Annotated in this window: 18 protein-coding genes; 10 read left to right on the forward strand and 8 right to left on the reverse strand. The window is 51.5% G+C overall.

Features of this window, described 5'->3' with window-relative positions; genetic code table 11:
* Window positions 1–245 precede the first annotated feature (245 nt).
* The 4 genes from gntT (at window position 246) to TOLA_RS04005 (ending at window position 5184) form a co-directional block, all read left to right on the forward strand.
* Window positions 246–1562: a gluconate transporter gene (gntT, locus tag TOLA_RS03995; protein WP_012729006.1), complete on the forward strand. Its 1317-nt coding sequence runs from the start codon at window positions 246–248 to the stop codon at window positions 1560–1562.
* 108 nt (window positions 1563–1670) lie between these two features.
* Window positions 1671–1844, forward strand: coding sequence for a hypothetical protein (locus TOLA_RS16770; RefSeq protein WP_012729007.1), 174 nt, complete (start codon window positions 1671–1673; stop codon window positions 1842–1844).
* Window positions 1837–3390, forward strand: coding sequence for a TerC family protein (locus TOLA_RS04000; RefSeq protein ID WP_012729008.1), 1554 nt, complete (start codon window positions 1837–1839; stop codon window positions 3388–3390). The genes TOLA_RS16770 and TOLA_RS04000 overlap by 8 nt, the downstream gene beginning before the upstream one ends.
* 18 nt (window positions 3391–3408) lie before the next feature.
* Window positions 3409–5184 (forward strand): hypothetical protein, encoded by a 1776-nt coding sequence (locus tag TOLA_RS04005; protein WP_012729009.1) that lies wholly within the window; start codon window positions 3409–3411, stop codon window positions 5182–5184.
* Between the two features lie 67 nt (window positions 5185–5251).
* Here TOLA_RS04005 and TOLA_RS04010 read toward each other — a convergent pair whose 3' ends face one another.
* From TOLA_RS04010 to cmoA, 5 genes are all read right to left on the reverse strand, one after another.
* Window positions 5252–6220 carry an alpha-L-glutamate ligase-like protein gene (locus tag TOLA_RS04010; RefSeq protein ID WP_012729010.1) on the reverse strand — a complete coding sequence of 323 codons (969 nt, stop codon included), beginning with the start codon at window positions 6218–6220 and terminating at the stop codon, window positions 5252–5254.
* A gap of 4 nt (window positions 6221–6224) precedes the next feature.
* Window positions 6225–7736: an inactive transglutaminase family protein gene (locus tag TOLA_RS04015; RefSeq protein WP_012729011.1), complete on the reverse strand. Its 1512-nt coding sequence runs from the start codon at window positions 7734–7736 to the stop codon at window positions 6225–6227.
* Between the two features lie 8 nt (window positions 7737–7744).
* A complete protein-coding gene (locus TOLA_RS04020; RefSeq protein WP_012729012.1) occupies window positions 7745–8770 on the reverse strand; it encodes an ATP-dependent zinc protease family protein in 1026 nt (341 codons plus the stop codon).
* A gap of 64 nt (window positions 8771–8834) precedes the next feature.
* Complete coding sequence (cmoB, locus tag TOLA_RS04025) at window positions 8835–9815, reverse strand: tRNA 5-methoxyuridine(34)/uridine 5-oxyacetic acid(34) synthase CmoB (protein ID WP_012729013.1); 981 nt, start codon at window positions 9813–9815, stop codon at window positions 8835–8837.
* Window positions 9812–10552 (reverse strand): carboxy-S-adenosyl-L-methionine synthase CmoA, encoded by a 741-nt coding sequence (cmoA, locus tag TOLA_RS04030; protein WP_012729014.1) that lies wholly within the window; start codon window positions 10550–10552, stop codon window positions 9812–9814. Before cmoA ends, cmoB begins: the two co-directional genes overlap by 4 nt.
* Window positions 10553–10667: 115 nt before the next feature.
* On the opposite strand from cmoA, the gene TOLA_RS04035 reads away from it, so the two are divergent.
* Window positions 10668–11873, forward strand: a complete 1206-nt coding sequence (locus TOLA_RS04035; protein WP_049759132.1) for an FAD-dependent oxidoreductase — start codon at window positions 10668–10670, stop codon at window positions 11871–11873.
* Here the strand turns inward: TOLA_RS04035 and TOLA_RS04040 are convergent.
* On the reverse strand, window positions 11862–12752 hold the full coding sequence (locus TOLA_RS04040) for a LysR family transcriptional regulator (RefSeq protein ID WP_012729016.1): 891 nt from the start codon (window positions 12750–12752) through the stop codon (window positions 11862–11864). The two genes, TOLA_RS04035 and TOLA_RS04040, sit on opposite strands and share 12 nt — an antisense overlap.
* Window positions 12753–12942: 190 nt before the next feature.
* On the opposite strand from TOLA_RS04040, the gene gstA reads away from it, so the two are divergent.
* From gstA to mrcB, 3 genes are all read left to right on the forward strand, one after another.
* Window positions 12943–13545: a glutathione transferase GstA gene (gene gstA, locus TOLA_RS04045; RefSeq protein WP_012729017.1), complete on the forward strand. Its 603-nt coding sequence runs from the start codon at window positions 12943–12945 to the stop codon at window positions 13543–13545.
* Between the two features lie 119 nt (window positions 13546–13664).
* Window positions 13665–16106 (forward strand): ATP-dependent helicase HrpB, encoded by a 2442-nt coding sequence (gene hrpB / locus TOLA_RS04050; protein WP_012729018.1) that lies wholly within the window; start codon window positions 13665–13667, stop codon window positions 16104–16106.
* A 16-nt stretch (window positions 16107–16122) separates the two neighbouring features.
* Complete coding sequence (mrcB, locus tag TOLA_RS04055) at window positions 16123–18426, forward strand: penicillin-binding protein 1B (RefSeq protein ID WP_012729019.1); 2304 nt, start codon at window positions 16123–16125, stop codon at window positions 18424–18426.
* A 145-nt stretch (window positions 18427–18571) separates the two neighbouring features.
* Here the strand turns inward: mrcB and TOLA_RS04060 are convergent, their stop codons facing one another.
* Window positions 18572–19138, reverse strand: coding sequence for a DJ-1 family glyoxalase III (locus tag TOLA_RS04060; protein WP_012729020.1), 567 nt, complete (start codon window positions 19136–19138; stop codon window positions 18572–18574).
* An 8-nt stretch (window positions 19139–19146) separates the two neighbouring features.
* The gene (locus TOLA_RS04065; RefSeq protein ID WP_012729021.1) at window positions 19147–20052 is read right to left on the reverse strand and encodes a ketopantoate reductase family protein; all 906 of its coding nucleotides are present in this window, start codon (window positions 20050–20052) and stop codon (window positions 19147–19149) included.
* A gap of 140 nt (window positions 20053–20192) precedes the next feature.
* Here TOLA_RS04065 and TOLA_RS04070 point away from each other — a divergent pair, with 140 nt between their 5' ends.
* Both TOLA_RS04070 and TOLA_RS04075 read left to right on the forward strand, forming a co-directional pair.
* Window positions 20193–20675 carry a YajQ family cyclic di-GMP-binding protein gene (locus TOLA_RS04070; RefSeq protein ID WP_012729022.1) on the forward strand — a complete coding sequence of 161 codons (483 nt, stop codon included), beginning with the start codon at window positions 20193–20195 and terminating at the stop codon, window positions 20673–20675.
* Window positions 20676–20750: 75 nt separating this feature from the next.
* The gene (locus TOLA_RS04075) at window positions 20751–21989 is read left to right on the forward strand and encodes an AmpG family muropeptide MFS transporter (RefSeq protein ID WP_012729023.1); all 1239 of its coding nucleotides are present in this window, start codon (window positions 20751–20753) and stop codon (window positions 21987–21989) included.
* The last annotated feature ends 56 nt before the right edge of the window (window positions 21990–22045 follow it).

Genomic DNA, 22045 nt, shown 5'->3' on the forward strand with positions numbered 1-22045 from the left:
ATTTGACCTCAGTCTCAAATTTGATAATTGCACGTGGATGATGGCTTGTACCTTAGCATGTTACCGGTATCATGTTACCGGTAACAAGTTGATTTGTGAAGCGCGCCACAAATTCAAAATGAACCATCACCAATACGAGAGACAACTATGTTTGCAGAGACCGTCATTATGCCAATATCGCCGCCACCGTGCATCCTGAGCTCATTTTCAGTGTGTGTGTCCAGCGCTTTTACAGGAGTTCAATCATGCCGTTAATTATTGTTGCTGTTGGGGTGGCACTGCTGCTCTTGTTGATGTTGCGTTTTAAATTGAATGGCTTTTTGTCATTGATCCTGGTTGCTCTGGCCGTTGGTTTGATGGAAGGCATGCCTATTGCGGACGTGATGAAATCGGTGAAAGCCGGTGTGGGTGGCACGTTAGGTAGTCTGGCACTGGTTCTGGCATTTGGTGCCATGCTGGGTAAATTGATGGCTGACTGTGGTGGTGCGCAACGTATAGCGACCACATTGATTGCCTTGTTTGGTGTTAAGCGGATTCAGTGGGCAGTGGTGATTACCGGCTTTGTGGTGGGTTTCGCACTGTTCTATGAAGTTGGCTTTGTTCTGATGATCCCACTGGTATTTACCATCGCGGCATCAGCACGTATTCCACTGCTGTATATCGGTGTCCCGATGGCAGCGGCACTATCCGTAACGCACGGCTTCTTGCCACCACATCCTGGCCCAACCGCGATTGCCGGTATTTATGGCGCTGATATGGGTAAAACCCTGCTGTACGGTATCATTCTGGCAGTTCCGACCGTGATTATCTCCGGTCCGCTGTTTGCGATGACATTAAAGAAAATGGATAAACCAATCCCTGCTGGTTTATATAACCCGAAAGTATTCACAGAAGAAGAAATGCCTGGTTTTGGTGTGAGCGTATTCACTGCACTGATCCCGGTTATTCTGATGGCTGTTCAGGCAATTGCTAAAATGACACTGCCGGCTGGTTCAGCAATTCTGGGATATACCGGCTTTTTCGGTGACCCGGTCATTGCGACCATGTTGTCAGTATTGGTTGCTATCTTCACTTTTGGCCTGCAACGTGGCAAAGAGATGAAAGAGGTCATGGGTACGATTGCTGAATCAATCAGTGCCATTGCGATGATTATCCTGATCATCGGCGGCGGTGGTGCGTTCAAACAAGTGCTGGTTGATAGTGGTGTGGATAAATACATTGCCGGGATGATGAATGGCAGTGGTATTTCGCCGCTGGTGCTGGCATGGGGTGTTGCTTCGGCATTACGTCTGGCGTTGGGTTCTGCAACGGTTGCAGCCATGACTACAGCCGGTATTGTGGCACCAATCATTGCGACCACCGGTGTCAGCCCTGAACTGATGGTGATTGCAACCGGTGCGGGCAGTGTGATTTTCTCTCATGTAAACGATCCGGGATTCTGGATCTTCAAAGAGTATTTCAACCTGTCAATTCCGGAAACTTTCAAATCCTGGTCAATTCTGGAAACCCTGATTGCGGTTTGCGGACTGGCTGGCACCCTGATTCTGAGCAATATGATCTGATTTAACGCATATTTTGGAGCATCCGTCAGTGGATGCTCCTTCTCTTGCTTGACCCAAGCCTGTTCTATCAATACGCTAGTGCCGTCTGGTTAACCAATGAGGCCCTATATGGACGATAGCAGTCGCCACTCTGACTACTATTCAGCTAATTTCCGCGTTTTAAATTTTCTTTCCCATTATTCAGAAGCTTCAGCCACAAAGGCTGAAATAATGTCAGATATTGATCATTTGCCTGTAAAACAGAATGCTTACTCTGTTGATCCGGAGGAGCAAAATGTTTGAATGGATGGTCGATCCCACCGCATGGCTGGGTTTACTGACACTGGTTGTACTGGAAATAATTCTCGGCATCGACAACCTGCTTTTTATCGCCATATTGGCAGAAAAACTGCCGCCTGAACAACGTGACCGCGCCCGTTACTATGGTTTGGCACTGGCGTTGTTGATGCGTTTTGGTCTGCTGGCCAGTCTGTCGCATCTGGTCAGTTTTACGCAGCCGCTATTCACTCTTTGGTCATTACCACTTTCCGGCCGGGATCTGATCCTGCTGACCGGTGGTTTCTTTTTGCTGTTTAAGGCAACCCGTGAATTGCATGGGCGAATAGAAGGTGCCTTACACAGTGATGAACAGAAAAAAGTCTATCTGGGCTTCTGGGTTGTCGTGACACAGATCGTCGTGCTGGATGCGGTATTCTCACTGGATGCCGTGATCACCGCCGTCGGTATGTCCGATCATCTGACGGTGATGATGATTGCGGTATCGATCGCCATTCTGATCATGATGTGGGCCAGCAAACCACTGACGTTGTTTATCAATCGTCATCCGACATTAGTGATCCTGTGTCTTGGTTTCCTGCTGATGATCGGTTTCAGCCTGATGGCGGATGGTTTGGGTTTCCATGTACCGAAAGGTTACCTCTATGTCGCAATTGGTTTCTCTATCCTGATCGAGTTCTTTAATCAGCTGGCCCGTGCGAATCAGGAAAAACTGTTTAAGGGAAAACTGCGTCGCCGCGAGCGTACCGCTGAGATGGTGATGAGTCTGCTCGGTGTTAAGCAGGAAATGCCGCAGCATCGCGATGATGAATCAGTCAAAGTGCCGCAGTCGCAGGTCGCCGTCTTCAGCGAAGAAGAAAAAGATATGGTGTCCCGGGTATTACAGCTTTCGTCGTTGCCTATCCGGGCAGTAATGACGGTACGCCGTGATATTGACATGCTGGATCTGACAGCGCCGCAGCAAGAAGCCTTGCAACTTCTGGCTCAAACCCCGCACTCCAGACTGGTGGTCACCCGCGATAACAATCGTGATGCCCCGCTGGGAATTATTCGTAAGCGGGATGTACTTGCTCAGCTGCTGGAAGATAAGAGTCTGCATATGGACTCGCTGATTCAGCCGGCATTATGTCTGCCGGAAACTATTTCGGTGTTGAATGCACTGGAACAGTTCCGTCAGGCCAAGACTTATCTGGCCTTTGTGGTTGATGAGTTTGGTAACTTTGAAGGGCTGGTTTCTATCCGTGACATTATGGAAGAAATTGCCGGTAAGCTGCCGGAAACAGGCGAAGAAGAGTCTGAATATGTCATGCTGGCGCCGGGCAGCTTTCGTGTCAGTGGTGACATGCTGCTGAGTGATTTGCAGCGGGAACTGGCATTTCCTGCCGCAGCAACGGAGCATTATCATACGCTGGCTGGCTGGTTGCTGGAGTGGCTGCAACGCCTGCCAACTACCGATGAAGTCATCGAGTATGAAGGCTGGCAGCTTACTGTGACTGATATCCGGGCTCATCGTATTGAGTCGGTCTGGCTGACCCGTCAGCAAACAGAATAATAACCACCGGGTGGAATGATGAAGACGCAATTGATGCAACGCTGGCAGCAAGTCAGCCAATATCTCGCGGACTGGAGTGATAGTCTGCTGGCTGCAGAAAACACGCTGCAGCAGAAAGATAAAGTATATAACTGGCAGGCCTGGTTACTGCCCACTTTGCTTGGTCTGTTATTTGCGCTGCAGAACCCGCTGCTTTACGGTATGGCGCCGGCTTATGACGCCTCGCTGTTTGCTACCATGGGCAAGATGTGGGCGGACGGAGCTGTGCTCTATCGCGACATGATCGATATTAAGGGGCCGGTCATCTTCCTGCTGGATGCGATTGGTTATGCCATCGGCGGTTTTCAGGGGATCTGGCTGCTGGAAACAGTACTGCTGATCTGGGGGCTCAACGCGTTATACCGCACCCTTGCCCTGTGGGGGATTGCGCCCTTAAGCCGGCTTGCCGGTATGCTGGCCTGGTTATTCCTGTATGCCTATCGTTATTACTACGGCAACATGACAGAGGATTACACTTTCTGTCTGGGATTAATCGCGCAGTATCATTTTGTGCGGATGTTGCTGGCAGAACGTTTCCGCTGGCAGGATGCAGTCATTCCGGCGGTGACATTCGGGCTGATTGCCATGTTGCGCATGAATAACGCAGCGATGTGGTGTGGTTACTATCTGGCACTGTTTGTTTACTGGGCATGGCAGCGTCGCTGGCAGGATGCGCTTAAGCTGACGATCAGCGGGGTTGCCGGTTTACTGGTGATTGCTCTGCCACTGCTGGCTTATTTTGTCTGGCATGGTGTGCTGAGTGATTTCTGGTTCTATTCATTCGGCATTTTCTTCGGCAGCAGCTACGGCAGCGGTCACTCACTGATGGTGGGTTTCCTCGGCCTGGCCAGAACCGGTCTGCTGTTATTGTTGCCGGCGTTTATTGCCGTTGTCTGGCAACAACAGCGCTCAGCTGATAATACCCGTCCATGGGGCATCTTGCTGGCAACCCAACTGACCGGAATCGTCATGGGAATTGTGGCAAACTCCGTTTCTGGTCACACCTATGAACATTACGAAATTCTGTTCTTTACCTCCGCAATACTGATGCTGCCTGTTGTTATTCAGGCTGCGCGCAGTGGTGGGTTGACAGGACAGATAGGCTGCCGTCATATACAACGGGCCGGTATTTTAACGCTGTTGCTGGTGGTCGGTTATTTGCTGGCACAGCACATCATCTTTACCTGGTCACGCTTTGAATCACCGATGCCGAAACTCACATATGAGTTGCTGGTCAGTCTGACAGCAAGCGTCATTACGACGGCTATTCTGGTGGGGATCTGGTTGGTGACCCGAAGCCACCGGTTATATCTGCCGGCGATGTCATTGCTCGTCGTACTGTCTGTGCTGATGGTGCTGTTACCGCTGGAGCGCGGGCTGACCAAAGGGCGCCCGTTTGATGAGGTGTCAGAACAGATGGTGGAACATATCAACGCAAACACCAGCTATGATGACCTGATTTGGGTGGATGGCATTATTCCGCAATATTATGTCTGGACTGAGCGTCGTCCGGCATCGGCTTATCTGTTCTTTGATAACGTGACGCCGCCGTATGATGTCCGGGCCCGGATGATGGATGATCTGAAACGGAATAAACCCAAATTCATCATCGTAAAACTGACGCGGATGGAGAAGGTGCTGGGTGGTAAAGACAGAGACAGCACGCCGTCATTTATTGCTTATTACAATTACATCAACGAAGCCTATCAGCCGGTATCTGCTGATTTGCCCCGCTTATACCGTCTCAAAGAATAGTCTATAAAATAAAGGCAGCTCATCAGAGCTGCCTCACTTCCAATTATTTGAAATGTAAACCCGGTGTTTAAAAAACGCCGAAGTTATCCATGGCGAATTTTACCCGTTCTGCCACAGACATTTTCTTGATCTCACTCTCAGTCATCTTTTCGACTTTCCGCAGGCGGGGCAATAAGCCGGCGCCGTTAGCGATCTGGATCGAAAGTCCCGGACGGGCATTCAGTTCCAGCAACAGTGGACCACGTTTTTTATCCAGCACGATATCAGTACCGATATAGCCCAGACCTGACATCTCGTAACAAGCGGCGGAGAGGTTCAGCAGCTTTTCCCAGTGCGGAACCTGCAGTTCATACAGATCGCGGCCGGTATCCGGATGATAACGCATCGGGGCATTGTACTGCACCGCACGGAGAGCTTTACCCGTACGCAGGCAGATACCGACACCGACGGCGCCCTGGTGCAGGTTCGCTTTACCGTCTGATGATGCCGTCGAGAGACGCATCATGGCCATCACCGGAAAACCTTTGAAGATGATCACGCGGGTATCCGGAACGCCTTCATAGGAGTAACCGTCAAACACGTCATCAAACTGGATCAGATCTTCCACCAGTACGAAGTCGGGTTTACCGCCCAGCGAGAACAGCCCGGCCAGAATGTTCGTGATATGACGTTCCAGATCGTTTGCGGTGCAGCCACTGCCATTCGGTTTGTAATACAGGCCATCTGCATGGCGCATGATGACCAGGATCCCTTTACCACCGGAACCCCGTGCCGGTTTGATACAAAATCCCGGCCAATCCTTAACCATCTCGGCAATCTTGGTCACTTCATGCTGATGTTGTATGGTGCCGATCAGTTTCGGCACCGTAACACCCGCATCAACCGCAATGCGTTTGGTTTTCAGCTTGTTATCGACTAACGGATATAGCGAGCGCGGATTATAGCGCCCGATATAACTTACGTTTCGCTGATTCATGCCCATGATGCCGAGCTGAGCCAGCTTAAAGGGTGAGGTGTACTTCTCTAAAAGCCACATGGCATTACTTCTTATGCAGTTCGTCAGCTAACGGTTTGAACCGTTTCAGCTCAGACAGACGATAGCCGGTGTAGTTACCCATCACCAACACGGTTGCCATAATGATCAGCTGCAACCCGAGGAAATTGAAGGTCAGATGCTGAACCATACCACTGCTCATCGCCAGATAAGCGATTACGGCTACCAGCAGTGAGCCACCACCTTGCTTGACGACTTCTTTCGGACCTTCTTCTTCCCACAGGATCGACATACGTTCGATAGTCCAGGAGAGAATAATCATCGGGAAGAAGGTGATCCGCATACCCTGCGTGATACCCAGTTTATAGGTCAGCACTGACAAACCGCCGATGATGCAGATAACGGTAATGATGATGGCTGATATACGGGCGACCAGCAGCAGGTTGAGTTTCGACAGCCATGAACGGATGACCAGACCGACCCCGACAATACTGAGGAATCCAACCAGACCAGTGAGTAATTGAGTCTGCAGGAACGCAACCGCGATCAATACCGGCATAAAGGTACCAGAGGTTTTCAGACCGCAGATGACACGCAGGAACACCACAACCATCACCCCAATCGGGATCAGCAGGATGCCTTTGAACAGTGATTGCTCTTCTACCGGCAGCATATCTACCGAGAAGTTCAGCATATCTGTATGTTCAAATTTTGCCTGCAGCGCTTTGTTGACAGGTACCAGCTTCTTGATAACCGAGAACGTTACCTGAGAGTTACTGGCACCAGCCACATCCAGCAGCGGAGTGGTGTTGTATTCCCACAGCAGCAGATTTTCCGGACGACCCTGCACCCCGGTATTCGGATCGAACAGATCGTATTTGTCGCCGTTAAAGACCTGAACATAATCAATTACCCGCTGACGACGACGCCCGTCTTCCAGGTTCAGAGCGCGTACCACACGGGCCGGAATGTCAGCCTGATTCAGAATTTCCACCAGCAGATAAGCCGGTTTTTTATATTTGGCCAGCAGCGCCGCATTCTGTTCCTGATTCTTGAATTCTTTAAGAATTTCGCGAGTCAGCGTAAATGCATCGGCGGAACGGGTTTTTGCTGAAGCTAGGATCTGATTAATCGCGGAAGCAATCGGCTCTTTTTCCAGCGATTTATCAATAGTCGGTATGGTGACCGGCAATGCCTTGGCATACGGGTCGCTCAGCATATCGGTACGATAGTAAAGCTCCTGATGACCGGTCGCACTGCTGATCGACCATTCGGCACGGGTTACTCCGTCTTTGGTAATGAAAGAAAGACCATATCCCGGGCTGGCGGCATTTTCGTCAACATGCGTGAAGCCTTCCTGGGTATCAGGCAATGCCAGCGATGCCATGACCGGACCGCCATTCGCATCAAATTCGACTTTTGCTTCGGCAGACCAGACGTTGCGATATTCTCCCGGCCACATAGGAACATCAAACGCAACATGACGGTACACAACTAGTGCGATGCCCAGGATATAGAGCAACGCAACTACGATATAAAACGGGCGGCGTGAGACCATGATAATGACTACTTATCCTTGTTATTATCTGAAGTTGCCTCGGCCGCGGAACCTGTCTTAACAGGCTCTACATCTGCCGGGGTGGCGGTTTTTACTTCTTGTTTGACTGGTTTTGCCAAATCAGCAGTGGGTTGTACTGCTGGCTTGGTTTCATCTTTAACTGGTACTTTCTTTATGGTTTTGGATTCCTGAGCAGGTGCAGAGGTTTCTTTTTTGCCATTTTTACCGTTAGTAACCGTTTTGCTGGTTTTTTGTTGTTCCGATGCCTGAACCGCACCTTCTACTTTTGACTTACCCTGTACATTTTCACGGGCTACGTCTACCACGGCCACATCTTTAATGAATTCACGACCTAACAGTACCGGAAAATCCATATTGGAACGATCGGTCAAGCTGAAATCGGCTTTTTCGATGACGCTTCCCAGACGGATAGTCATGCGGACAATCGGACGGTCTTCCATCCCGTTGGCCTGACGGATACGGATATATTTAACGAAAGGTGCTTCAACATGCACTTCCTGTCCGCCATCAACCGGCATTACGAATTTAACCCAGCGGCGACCTTCACGTTCAAATACGGTGACGTCCTGTGCGCTGATAGAGGAGGTGGTAGCACCGGTATCCACACGGCTCATAAAGTTGCCGTTGGCTTCTTCAACGTAAATCCATTCCGTTTCACCGAGGATCATTTTGCCATCAGGTGTGGTTTTGCCCGGTTCTGCCGGAATACATAAATTAGAGGCGTCTTTTTTCGATGATTTTTTGAAAACCGGAGGCTGTGCCGGAGGGGTTACCTGTTTACCAAGCTGCTGTTGCAGATTTTTAATGTCGTTCAGTTGTTTAGCACTGTGCCCTTGCTGATCAAGCAGGATGCTCAAACGGGTATTCAGCTGGTTATTCGTTTCAGCTTGTTGTTTTAATAGTTGTTGTACGGCAGCTTCACAACTGGCGCTGCTAGCTTCATCAGCTAACACATATCCAGAAAACAGACTCATGGTGAGCAGGGCTAAACCCGGTAACGCTTTTGTAATCATGGTATAGGTTCGATCTGGTTAACAAAAATTTGCTGTAAGTTTATATCAGATAACGATCAGGGGACTAGTCCTCTGAGCCTCTGGTCGCAACAAAAACGGCGCGTTTCGGGGCCGGATAGCCTTCAATGGTGCGGGTTGGATCATCCGGCATCAGGTATTGCGCAAGAGAATCATTTTGCATCCACTCGGTTTTACGTTGTTCATCAGTGGTCGTGACATCTTCATCCACCATACGTACATCCTGAAAACCGCATTTTTTCAGCCACTTGATCATGGCCGCCGGCGATGGCAGGAACCAGACATTGTTCATCTGTGCATAGCGATCGTCCGGTACCAGAACCGTGTTTTCATCACCATCGACAATCAGGGTTTCCAGCACCAGTTCACCGCCATCGCGCAGCTGATCTTTTAACTGATAGATATGATCGATCGGAGAACGGCGGTGATACAGCACGCCCATCGAAAACACCGTATCAAATGCGCGCAGTGGCGGCAGTTCCTGAATACCCAATGGTAAAAAATGAACCTGCGGATCATTACCACCTAATTGTTTCACTGCGGTGAACTGACAAAGAAACAATGCAGCCGGGTCGATCCCAACAGCCAGTTCTGCGCCTTCACCGCGCATACGCCACAGGTGATAGCCACTGCCACAACCGACATCCAGCACATAACGGTCTTTGAGTGGACTGATATGCGGCAGCACGCGATCCCATTTCCAGTCAGAACGCCATTCGGTATCAATGTGAATGCCGAACAGGTAGAACGGGCCTTTGCGCCATGGATGGAAATGCTGCAGCAGGTTTTCCAGTTTTCTGGTTTCGCCAGCGCTGATTTCGCCCGGCTGACCGATTTCTACCCGATCACTCAAATTAACATGGCTGCTTTGGTAATGTTCCAGTTTGGTCAGTACCCGCTGCCATTTCGGCAGGTTGCCATGCCGTTCACTGTTTTCCCAGGCATTCAATTGTGCTGGCAGGGTGTGCAGCCAGTGGCTGAGGCGGCTTTTGGCAATCACCTGATAGAAAGAGGCAAAATCGATCATGCGTTTGCTTCCTTATCTTTGATGGCGACGATGGAACCGAAATTAAAGCATTGGAACCAGAGATCGATATGTTCAAATCCGGCCTGTTGCAGGCGCTGTTTATGCAATTCAATGCTGTCGGCACGCAGTACGTTTTCCAGCATGGTCCGTTTCTGGCTGATTTCCAGTTCGCTGTAACCATTGGCACGTTTGAAATCGAGATGCAGTTCAACCAGCAGGTCGCTGACTTCGGCATCTTCGAAACGGAATTTCTCACTCAGGATCAGAATTCCGCCCGGACGTAATCCGTTATAAATACGTTTCAGCAGTGTCAGCCGTTCTGCCGGTTCAATAAATTGCAGGGTAAAGTTCAGCACGACCACCGATGCATTTTCGATAGCAACGTTCTGAATGTCATCCTGGCGTATTTCAACTGACACGCTACTTTTGTAGGCCGCCAGATGCTGACGGCAGCGTTCTACCATCGGCGCTGAATTATCAATACCGATGATCTGGCAATCGGTGTGTGGCACATTGCGCCGCATCATCTGGGTGGCGGCACCGAGTGAACAGCCCAGGTCATACAGATTGGAACCGGGTTGTGCGAAGCGGGCGGTCATCATGCCGATGGCGGATAAAATATTGGAATAGCCCGGCACGGAGCGCTGGATCATATCGGGGAAGACTTCGACGACTTTTTCGTCAAAGCAAAAATCGCCCAGCTGATCGATAGGGGCGGCGAACAATTGATCTTTCATGGTGAAAAAACCGGAGCAAAACAGAAAGCGAAATTGCCGCGCATGTTAGCAGATATCGCGCCGGAAGGTCAGTGTTATCCCATGACGTTATCTAAGGTTATCGTTAAGATAGGTTATGACGTCTTTAAAGACAGGGTTACGCGTGGAACAGAATAAAACGCATTTCGATATCACGGTGGTTGGTGGTGGCATGGTCGGCGCGGCTGCCGCCTGTTTACTGGCACAGCAAGGCTGGCGGATAGCAGTGGTTGAGCAGGCGGAGCCGGAAAGCTATGCCCCGGATCAGGCGATGGATTTGCGGGTATCGGCGATCAGTCCGGCATCGGTGAGAGTATTGCAGCAGGCAGAGGTCTGGGAGGCGGTCACCACGATGCGTCTGCGCGCGTATACGGAACTGGCTACCTGGGAAGTGCCCGGACTGGAAACCCACTTCAGAGCAGAAGAAGCGGGTGTCTCCGAACTGGGGTTTATTGTTGAGAACCGGCTGATCCAGCTGGCGTTGTGGCAGAAATTGCAGTCGTTACCGAATGTGCAGCTGTTTTGTCCGGCACAAGTCACGGCGTTGTCACAAAGTGAGACGAATGCCGCTATCACACTGAGTGATGGCCGGATTATTACGGCATCCTGGCTGCTGGCGGCAGACGGAGCTAATTCCAAACTTCGCACTCTGGCAAAAATCGGCATCAACCGCTGGGACTATCGTCAGGATTGTTTGCTGATCAATGTCGATTTAGACGATGAGGCTCCGGCTATTACCTGGCAACAGTTTTATCCGGATGGTCCCCGGGCCTTTTTGCCGTTAGCTGGTAACAAAGCGTCACTGGTGTGGTATGACAAACCGGCGCGGATAGCCCAGTTGGCGGCGATGCCACCGGCGTTGCTGGATAAGGAAGTTAAGCGCCATTTTCCGGAGCAGCTACCGGCTTGCAAGGTCACGCACAGCGGCAGTTTTCCGCTGACGCGCCGGCATGCACAGCAGTATTATCAGGGACGGGTGATCTTGCTGGGCGATGCGGCACATACGATTCATCCTCTGGCCGGACAGGGGGTGAACTTAGGCTTTAAGGATGTCGCCTGTCTGGTCAATCTGTGGCAGACAGCACAGCAAAAACAGCAATCGTTCAGCGTTGAACATCTGAAGCAGTATGAGCGTGCGCGCCTGTGTGATAACACCCTCATGCAGTCAGCGATGGATCTGTTTTATGCCGGTTTCAGCCTGCAGCACACGCCAGTTAAAGTACTGCGCAATATCGCGCTGCTGGCCGCTGAAAATGCCGGCTGGCTGAAACAAAAAGCGCTGCGGTATGCGTTAGGACTTTAATTCCGCGGCTACCTGCTGTTCCACTTCCAGAAACACTTTCAGACTGCGCGAGATGTGTTTCTGTTTGTGCCGGATCAGATAGAGCGGCCGCATCATTCTGTCCATGCCTTTCAGTTGCAGTGTGGCCAGACGACCACTGTCCAGCTGTTCGGAAATGACGACGCTGGATAAGCAGCTGACCGTCAGACTATGGCTGACTGCGTGTTTGATTGCTTCGGAGTTACCCAGTTCCATGACCAGATTTAACTGGTGCAGTTGTGGCAGCAAGAGCTGTTCCACGACTTCGCGTGTACCGGAGCCGCTTTCACGTAAAATCCACTGACATGCAGCCAGTTCTTCTGCGCTGACCGTTTTTCCGGCCAGTGGATGATGGGCGGCACAAAACAACAGCATTTCATCCTGTCGCCAGAGCTGACTCTCCAGATCCATCCGGTGGCAGGGGCCTTCGATAAAACCAATGTCTACGTTAAAATTTGCCACGGCCTCTGCAATATCGGCACTGTTGGCCACGCGTAGTTCCAACTGTATGCCGGGAAACTTTTCGCGATAACGTGCGATTACGGCGGGTAGCAGATAGTTGCCGATCGTCGTACTGGCACCGATCCGCAGTATGCTCCGTCCGTCAGAAAACAGGTTTTCCAGTTCCTGCGCCTGTTCCAGCAGTGCCTGTGCACGGGGAAACAGTAATCGGGCATTCTCATTAACTATCAGTCGCTTACCGGCACGTTCAAACAACTGCACACCTAACTGATTTTCAAGATCGGCCAGAGCGCTGCTGACGGCTGACTGCGATAACGCGAGTTTTTCTGCGCCCCGGGTGGTGGATTGCGTGTCGATAACGGCCAGAAAGACCTCTAATTGTCGTAAGGTAATATTCATACTGTTATCATTTTTTTGGATTAATTGACTAAATATAATCATTTTTACTAATAGATGCATCCTCGTTATGACAGATCCGTATTTAGATAATCAAAGTCGGTACCGTGATTCGTGCAGTGATTGACGCCGGAAGCTAACCATTTCATTATCGGCAGTGTTGGGGTAATTTGCCTTCCATTAAGGAGATTCAATGAAATTGTATTACGCTCCTGGTGCCTGTTCTCAGGCTTCCCATATTGCATTACGCGAAGCCGGTCTGGATTTTCAGTTAGAGAGAGTCGATTTACGCAAGAAGGTCACCGCTTCCGGCGAAGATTATCGTCAGATCAATCCACAGGGGTATGTGCCGGCCTTACAACTCGATAATGGTGACGTGCTCACGGAAGGGCCGGCGATCATGCAGTTTATTGCTGATCACGCACCGGCCGCAGGATTGTTACCGACTGAAGGCATCGCCCGCTACCGGGGTATCGGCTGGCTGAATTTTATCGCTACCGAGCTGCATAAAACCTGTTCACCATTGTTTTCTCCGGCCATCACGGAAGAACAGCGCAAACCGATCATTGAACGTCTCTCTGCCCGTCTGGATACAGTGGAGCATACCCTGTCGACAGGTCGCTATCTGCTGGGAACCGAGTTCAGTGTGGCTGATATTTATCTGTTTGTTGTCACCGGCTGGTTTGGTCATATGAATATTCCGCTTAAAAAGTGGCCGCATCTCGAACGTTTCCGCGAGGTCGTTGCTACACGCCCTGCCGTACATGCAGCTCTGGAAGCTGAAGGTTTGCTCTGATTCATCAGGTATATTCCGTTCAATGAAAGCCCGGCTCCGGGCTTTCTCTTTTTCTTTCGCTTTTCATTTCTGCTCCGCCTTTGGCACAATGCTGCCACTCACTGTAACGGAGAATCATTTTGTCCCAGCTGCCAATCCATGAGCTGTTACCGCAGATAGCGCAGGCCTGTCAGACCTCTGGCCAGCTGATCCTGCAGGCGTCGCCGGGAGCGGGGAAATCTACGGTTGTTCCGCTGTTTTTACTGCAACAGCTGTCTGGTTCCGGCCGTATCATTATGCTGGAACCGCGTCGGCTGGCAGCCCGGAATATCGCGCTTTATCTGGCGCAGCAACTCGGTGAGCCGGTCGGACAGCAGGTGGGCTACCGGGTGCGCGGCGAGCAAAAAACCAGCAAAGCCACACGACTGGAGATCGTCACCGAAGGTATTCTGACGCGGATGCTGCAGCACGATCCGGAGCTCTCCGGCATTGATTTGCTGATCTTTGATGAATTCCATGAGCGCAGTCTGCAGGCAGATACGGCACTGGCGTTTGCGCTGGAAAGTCAGGCGGCATTACGTCCGGATCTGACAATTCTGGTGATGTCAGCCACGCTAGAAGGGTTACCGCTGCAGCAACTGTTGCCGGAAGCGGCGTTGCTCAGTTGTCCCGGACGCGCGTATCCCATCTCCTATCATTACCGGCCGGTGAATCGTCAGCAACCGCTGGTGCCACAATGGGGTTCGGTGGTGCTGGATGCCGTGCAAAATGAAAACGGCAGTCTGTTAGTGTTTCTGCCCGGTGCGGGCGAGATTGATCGTCTTGCAGAATGGTTGCAATCACGTTTGCCGGCTGAAATTGCCGTATTACCGCTGTATGGCCGCTTACCTTTTGCTGAGCAGCAACGCGCTATTTTGCCCTGCACGGCAGGCAAACGGAAAATTGTACTGACGACCAATGTGGCGGAAACCTCGCTGACGATTGAAGGTATTCATGTCGTCATTGATTCTGGTCTGGAGCGGCGCAGCAGCTTTGATCTGAAAAGTGGCGTCACCCGGCTGGAGACCCGCCAGATTGCCAAAGCATCGGCTACACAGCGCGCCGGACGTGCCGGGCGTCTGGGGCCGGGGGTCTGTTACCGGCTCTGGAACGAAGAACAGCAGGATCGGCTGGATGAACAATCACCGGCGGAAATTCTGCGCAGTGATCTCGCCTCCCTGTTACTGGAGGCTGCTCTGTGGGGCAGTGCTCCGGAAGATCTGTTGTTGCTGGATAAACCACCGGCTCCGGCGCTGGCTGCCGGACGTCAGTTACTGCAATGGCTGGACGTATTCGATGAACAAAACCATCTGACAGCCAAAGGCCGTCAGTTAGCGTTACTGCCTTGTGAACCCCGTATGGGCCATTTGTTGTCCGGTGCGCAAGTGCTGGAGCAGCAAGGTCATCAGGGCTTGCTTGCCGCTGCTTGCTATCTGGTGGCGCTGCAGGAGGAACGGGTGCTGGGCAATGATCCCGTCTCTGTTCAGTTACAGCGGCTGAGTCATAGCTTGCGTCCGGCCGCACAACGCTGGTGGCAGCGCATGCAGGGGAATGGCGCATTGCCTGCCTGTCCGGTAGCGGAAACCGATATCCTGACTGCCATGGCCTGGCCGGATCGGATTGCCAGAAAAAGTGGCGAGCTCCGTTATCAGCTGGCCAACGGACAACGTGCGGATCTGGTACCGGATCATCCTTGTCAGGGCAAAGAGTGGCTGGTGGCGGTGTCATTGCAGCAAACAGATCAGGGGTTACGTATTTTTACAGCGGAACCGCTGGATATCACCACATTAGAAAAAACCGAGCCACAGCTGTTCCGTGAAGAGACATATCTGGGGTGGGATAGCAAAGAAGAACGTGTCCGGGCTGAAAAACAGTTTCGTCTCGGTGCCATTGTATTAAAGCGTCAGCCGTTGACCGATCTCAGTGCTGAACAGAAAGCCCAATGTTTGCTGGAAGGTATCCGAGTGCATGGCTTGTCCTGTTTACCGTGGAATACCGACAGTGAGCAATGGTTACAACGCTGGCGCTGTGCGGCAGAATGGCTGCCGGAACTGGCGTTGCCTGCGGCAGATGATGTCACTTTGCTGGCAGGACTGGAGCAATGGCTGCTCCCGCATCTGGATGGTTTATCACGGCTGGAGGAGTTAAAGCGTCTGTCCTTGCTGACTATTTTGCGTGGCTGCCTGAGCTGGCCGCAACAGCAGAAACTGGATGAACTATTACCGGTCTATTTCACCGCGCCAACTGGCAGCCGGATCGCGCTGCGCTATGAAGCCGGCCGTTCGCCGGTATTAGCGGTGCGTATTCAGGAGATGTTCGGGCAGAGTGAAACGCCGAAAGTGGCTAACGGTAAAGTGGCTTTGCAGATAGAGTTGCTGTCACCGGCAAAACGACCATTACAGATCACACAGGATCTGGTAGCGTTCTGGCAGGGTGCCTACAGCGAAGTGAAAAAAGAGGGCAAAGGGCGTTATCCGAAGCATTACTGGCCTGATGATCCACTGCAGGCTATGCCAACCAAAACTGTTAAACGACTAATGTAACAGGAATAAATTTCACGTGGCTAAGAAACCAACAAAGAAAAGTACGCCGGTTTATCCATTCTGGCACTGGCGTCGCTGGATTGGACTGGCGATAAAACTTGGGCTGGTAGGGATCGCTTTCATGGTGCTGTTTGGCATCTATCTCGACAGTCTGATCCACAGTAAATTCGATAGCGGCCAGAAATGGCAGTTGCCGGCCGTGGTCTATAGCCGGCCACTGGAGCTGTTTCCCGGCCAGCGTTTGTCATTGCAGCAGATGTTGCATGAGCTGAAACTGCTGAATTACCGCGAAAGCAGCAATCCGAAAGGACCGGGGCAGTATGCGGTGAATGGCCAGCGGATGGTGGTTATCCGGCGGTCGTTTAATTTTGCCGATGGTACAGAAAAAGCACGGCCATTACTGCTGACCTTCAGCGGACAACGTCTGGCGAATATCAAGAATGCGGATAACCAGCGTGAGCTCGGTTATATACGCATGGATCCGGTGCTGCTGGATCGCCTGAGTGGTGAAGAGATCGAAGACCGTATTCTGCTGCGGATCAATCAGGTACCGCAGTCGTTTGCCAATATGCTGCTGCAGGTGGAAGACCGTGATTTTTATAACCACGGCGGTGTGTCGTTACTTTCGATTGGCCGTGCCTTTCTGGCCAACCTGCGGGCTGGTCATACGGTACAGGGTGGCAGTACGCTCACACAGCAGCTGGCTAAAAACTACTTCCTGACCCGTGAACGCAGCATCTGGCGTAAAGTGCAGGAAGCGTACATGGCGGTGATCATTGATTATCGCTATGACAAAAACCAGATCCTTGAAACCTATATGAACGAGATCTATCTCGGTCAGAATTTTGCGCAAGGTGTATATGGTTTCGGGCTGGCGTCGTATTTCTATTTCGGTATGCCACTCAATGAGCTGGAACCGGATCAGATGGCCTTGCTGGTTACTATGGTTCGCGGTCCTTCTTATTATGACCCATGGCGTTATCCGGAACGGGCACAGCAGCGACGTGACATGATCCTGCGACTGATGCTGGAAAATAATCAGCTGACACCGGAGCAGTTCCAGAGTTATGCCGCACGTCCGTTAGGTTTGATTGAACGCGGGCAGATGACCTATGGCCGCACGCCGGCCTTTATGAATCTGCTGCGCCGTGAACTGCGCCAGCGTTTCGGTGCCGGTTTCCTTGAACAGTCTGGTCTGAAAATTTTCACCAGTCTTGATCCGGTCGCACAACAGGCGGCGGAAGAGTCCGTTTCTTCCCAGCTGAACAGTATCGAAAAACGTCTGAACCGGAAATCACTGCAGGGTGCGATGGTGGTAACCAATCGTCATTCCGGTGAAGTCTCTGCGCTTGTCGGTGGACGTGACACCAGTTATGCCGGTTTAAACCGTGCGCTGGATGCGCGTCGCCCTATCGGTTCACAGGTTAAACCTGCGGTGTATCTGACCGCACTTGATCAGGGCTATCAGCTGGCAACGCCACTGAAGGATGAACCGCTGCAGTTACGTAATCAGGGCGGCAAAACCTGGGCACCGCAAAACTACGATAAGACCTATCGTGGCAATGTGCCGTTATATGCTGCCATGGCGAATTCACTGAATGTGCCGACGGTTCGTTTAGGTATGGCGGTGGGGGTCCCTGCGGTAGCGGAAACCCTGAAAAAGATGGGGGTGACGCAGGATATCCCGCTCTTCCCGTCACTGTTTCTGGGGATACTGGAACTTTCTCCGTATGAGGTGAATCAGGCGTATTTGACGTTGGCGACAGAAGGGTTATATCAGCCGCTGACCGCTATCCGGACGATTCAGGATAACAGTGACAAAGTCATTTATCAGCGTGCTGAAAAAGCTGAACGTCGTTTAAGCAGTCAGTCAGCATATCTGACGCTGTTCGCGATGACGAAGGTCGCCAGTCTGGGGACTGCGCGCAGTCTGGCGGCGAAATTCCCGAATGCTGTGCTGGCGGGTAAAACAGGTTCCACGGATAACCTGCGTGATGCATGGTTTACGGGCATGGATAACGATGAGGTGGTTACGGTCTGGGTCGGACGGGATGACAATAAGCCGGCTGGTTTGACCGGCGCCAATGGTGCATTGCCGCTGTTCAGTGACTATATGACTCGCCGTGGTGTGAATTCGCTGAAATTACCGGTGCCGCAGGGGATCTCTATGGTCAACTTCAACCTGAGCGGTAAACCTGTTGCTAGTGGTTGTGGCGGTGCACTAATGTTACCGGCCCGTAGCGATAAATTACCACCGGCGGAGGGTTGCAGTAGTACACCGGTCGACTGGATTAAAAACATGTTCGCGCTAGGAGAATAGTTAATTCGGCGTAAAGGCTCTGGTCACTGACTCAACGCTGACACGCCGTAAATCCATCCATGGAGGCTTGAGCGCCGCATCCTTGCGGCGCACAGTCGACTTATGAGTCGGTAACCTGCCGCCATCCGGCAGAATATGCCATTGCCTAGGCCAGCATATCCTTGCGTACTTTATCGGCAGTTTCCCGGCCTTGCAGCGCGGCAACAATTGCCAGTGCGAAATCAATACTGGTTGCCGGCCCCTGACTGGTGATCAGTTTATTCGGCTTATCGACGACAACGCGATCTTTACGTACCTGCGCCGCCGGCAGTTGACCTTCAGTGCCGGGATAGCCAGTGACCAGTGCATCGCCAATCAGATTATGGTGAGCCAATACAAAAGCGGGTGTGGCACAGATAGCTGCCCGCCACAGATCTTTGGCATGCTGCTTCTTCAGCAATTCAATCACCAGCGGATTATCACGCAGATATTCAGCGCCCGGTAAACCACCCGGCAATACAATGGCATCGAACGTCTCGTGTGCCACCTCTTCCAGCAGATGATCGGCCACAAGATGAACACCGCGGGAAGCCACCACTTCGCGTTGTTTGTTCGGGTTAATGGATGCCACGGTGACTTTGACATTACCGCGGACTAACGTATCAATACTCGTCACGGTTTCTATTTCTTCGCAGCCAGGAGCGATAATAACCAGTGCTCTTTTGCTCATCATTTTCAACCTCATGAAGTAGTGTGTTGCGATTCTAATACTTTGACTTTCAGGTATAGCGCACGGTGCCGTGGTAGTTCAAGTCCTTGTTTTTCTGCCTGCTGCAGCAAATAACCGGTAATGTAGTCAATTTCGGTTTTACGCTGGTATGCGAGGTCTTGCTGCATGGAGGAATAGTTCTGTGCCGTGCGTTCCACGACCTGTAATACCAGATCGCACCACTCAGCGACGGATTCATTAAAACCTTGCTGTAATAATAGCGGATGTAATTCCTGGCACAGTGCTTCGACTTCGTGTTGATGCTGAAGCAATACACCGTTCGGCTGGTTATACGCTGCAGTCAGAGGATTAATGATGGCGTTAACCACCAGCTTGCGCCATTGCCGTTCACTGATCTGTTCACTCCACCCGGCATGCCCCAGCGCTTCAGCCAGTGGCGGCACCAGCGCTTGCCATTGTTCTCCTGCCGGATTAAGTGCCCCCAGCCAGGTTTCACCAAAGCCGGTGTGGCTGATGTGATTGCTATCTTTTTTCAGCGCACCACAGCTTGTTACCCCGGCCAGCAACGGATTATGCGGAAAGTGTTCCACTAACCACTCCGTGGTGCCCATACCATTGTGTAACAAAATAACCGGACAGGATTCCGGCAACCCTCCAACTAACGGTTGTAACGCAGGTATCACTTGCCAGACTTTGGTTGTCACCAGCAGACAACCGATCTGTGATAAATCCTGATAGCCGATGCAGGGCAGTTCACAGGTAAAAGAGGAACTGTCTAATAACGCCAGCGTCATAGGACACGACTGTTGCCGGTGCGCCTGACGGGTATCCAGCAGATTTACTTTCTGGCCGATACGCAGCAAATGAGTGGCAAACAACGAGCCAACCGCGCCGGCTCCCAGGATTGTCCATTGCATAAACAGGTTAACTCTCTGTCTGGTTTAAGAATAATTGTAAGATGCTAAAGCAGTTCTGCTAGCTTTAGCAGTGTAGAACCTTCTTTCAGGCGCTGATTTCTGCTAAATTTGGCGGCAATTTGTAATAAGGAGAATTTACTATGCCGTCTTTTGACATTGTATCTGAAGTCGCGATGAACGAAGTTCAGAACGCCGTAGAAAACGCGAATCGCGAAATACAGACCCGTTTTGATTTCCGTGGCGTTGACGCCTCCTTTGAGTTGAACAAAGAAGAGATCAAAATGGGCGCGGATGCTGATTTCCAGCTGAAACAGATGATTGAAATCCTGCGTGATAAGATTGTGAAACGTGGGATGGACACCAGCTGTCTGGATGTTGGTGATGTTGAACATTCGGGAAAACGTTATTTCCAGGTTGTGAAGCTGAAGCAAGGCATCGAAACCGATGTAGCGAAAAAACTCATCAAAATCATTAAAGACGCCAAAATCAAAGTGCAGACTGCGATTCAGGGCGATGAGATCCGCGTAACCGGTAAAAAGCGTGATGATTTGCAGGAAGCCATGGCGCTGGTGCGTCAGGCTGAACTGGGACAGGCATTCCAGTTTACCAACTTCCGCGACTAAGCTGCTTTACACTGCACAGTACATAGCCTCCTGAGTGTGTTTCCCTCAGGAGGCTTTATTTTTCAGGGAGTGTTCATGCCTCAAATGCACTGGTATCAACAGCTGTTTACCCGTCGGATGCTGATTTGTGTCTTCACCGGCTTCAGTTCGGGTCTTCCTCTGTATCTGCTGCTGAACCTGGTTCCGGCCTGGCTGAAGACAGAGCAAATCGATCTGAAAGCAATTGGCTTATTATCACTGGTACAGTTTCCCTATACCTGGAAATTTATCTGGTCACCGCTGATCGACCGCTACCCCATTCTGAATTTAGGCCGCCGTCGTGGCTGGATGCTGATCTCACAACTGGCATTGATTGTCGCTATTGCGGCGCTGGGTTTTTTCTCGCCACAAACCTCGCTGTGGACGATTGCGTATCTGGCTTTTGGCGTGGCCTTTTTCAGTGCCAGTCAGGATATTGTGCTGGATGCGTATCGTCGCGAGATCTTATCTGATCACGAACTGGGGTTAGGTAACTCGGTGCATGTGAATGCCTACCGGATAGCTGGTTTGGTGCCGGGCTCTTTGTCACTGATTCTGGCCGATCATCTGCCATGGCACTGGGTATTTCCGATCACGGCGTTGTTTATGTTGCCGGGCCTGATGCTGACGTTGATGTGTAAAGAACCGGCGTCGTCGTCGGTACCGCGTACATTACGGGAAGCGGTGATTGAACCATTCCATGAATTTATTCAGCGCCAGGGCGTACAGAATGCACTGTTAATTCTGGCATTTATCTTCCTGTATAAACTCGGTGACAGCATGGCGACGTCGCTGGCAACGCCGTTTTATCAGGATATCGGTTTCAGCAAAACAGAGATTGGTCTGATTGCCAAACATGCGGGGCTCTGGCCCAGTGTGATCGGCGGTATGCTGGGCGGGATCTGGATGTTACAGCTTGGCATCAACCGCGCACTCTGGTTATTTGGCATCGTCCAAATACTGGCGATTTTTGGCTTTTACTGGTTGGCCGGTGTGGGGCATGATCGTGTGGCGTTGGGCTTTGCGATTGGTTTTGAGGCTTTTGGGGTTGGCATCGGCACCGCTGCTTTTATTGCCTTTATTGCCCGCACCACCGACCCGCGTTACACCGCGACCCAGTTTGCGTTGTTCACCAGTCTGGCGGCGGTACCACGCACCTTTTTTAATGCCAGTACCGGCTGGCTAGTCGAAGCAATGGGCTGGCAGAACTTCTTCCTGCTTTGTGCCTTATTGGCCGTTCCGGGCATGTTGCTGTTATTTAAAGTCGCACCGTGGCGAGCTGAAACAAGCGAATAATAAAAAACCGGCTGGGTTGCCCGGGCCGGTTTTTTAACAATGCAGCAGCGCGTCAG

Origin of the sequence: Tolumonas auensis DSM 9187, from assembly GCF_000023065.1 — a bacterium.
In the GTDB taxonomy this organism is placed as follows: domain Bacteria; phylum Pseudomonadota; class Gammaproteobacteria; order Enterobacterales; family Aeromonadaceae; genus Tolumonas; species Tolumonas auensis.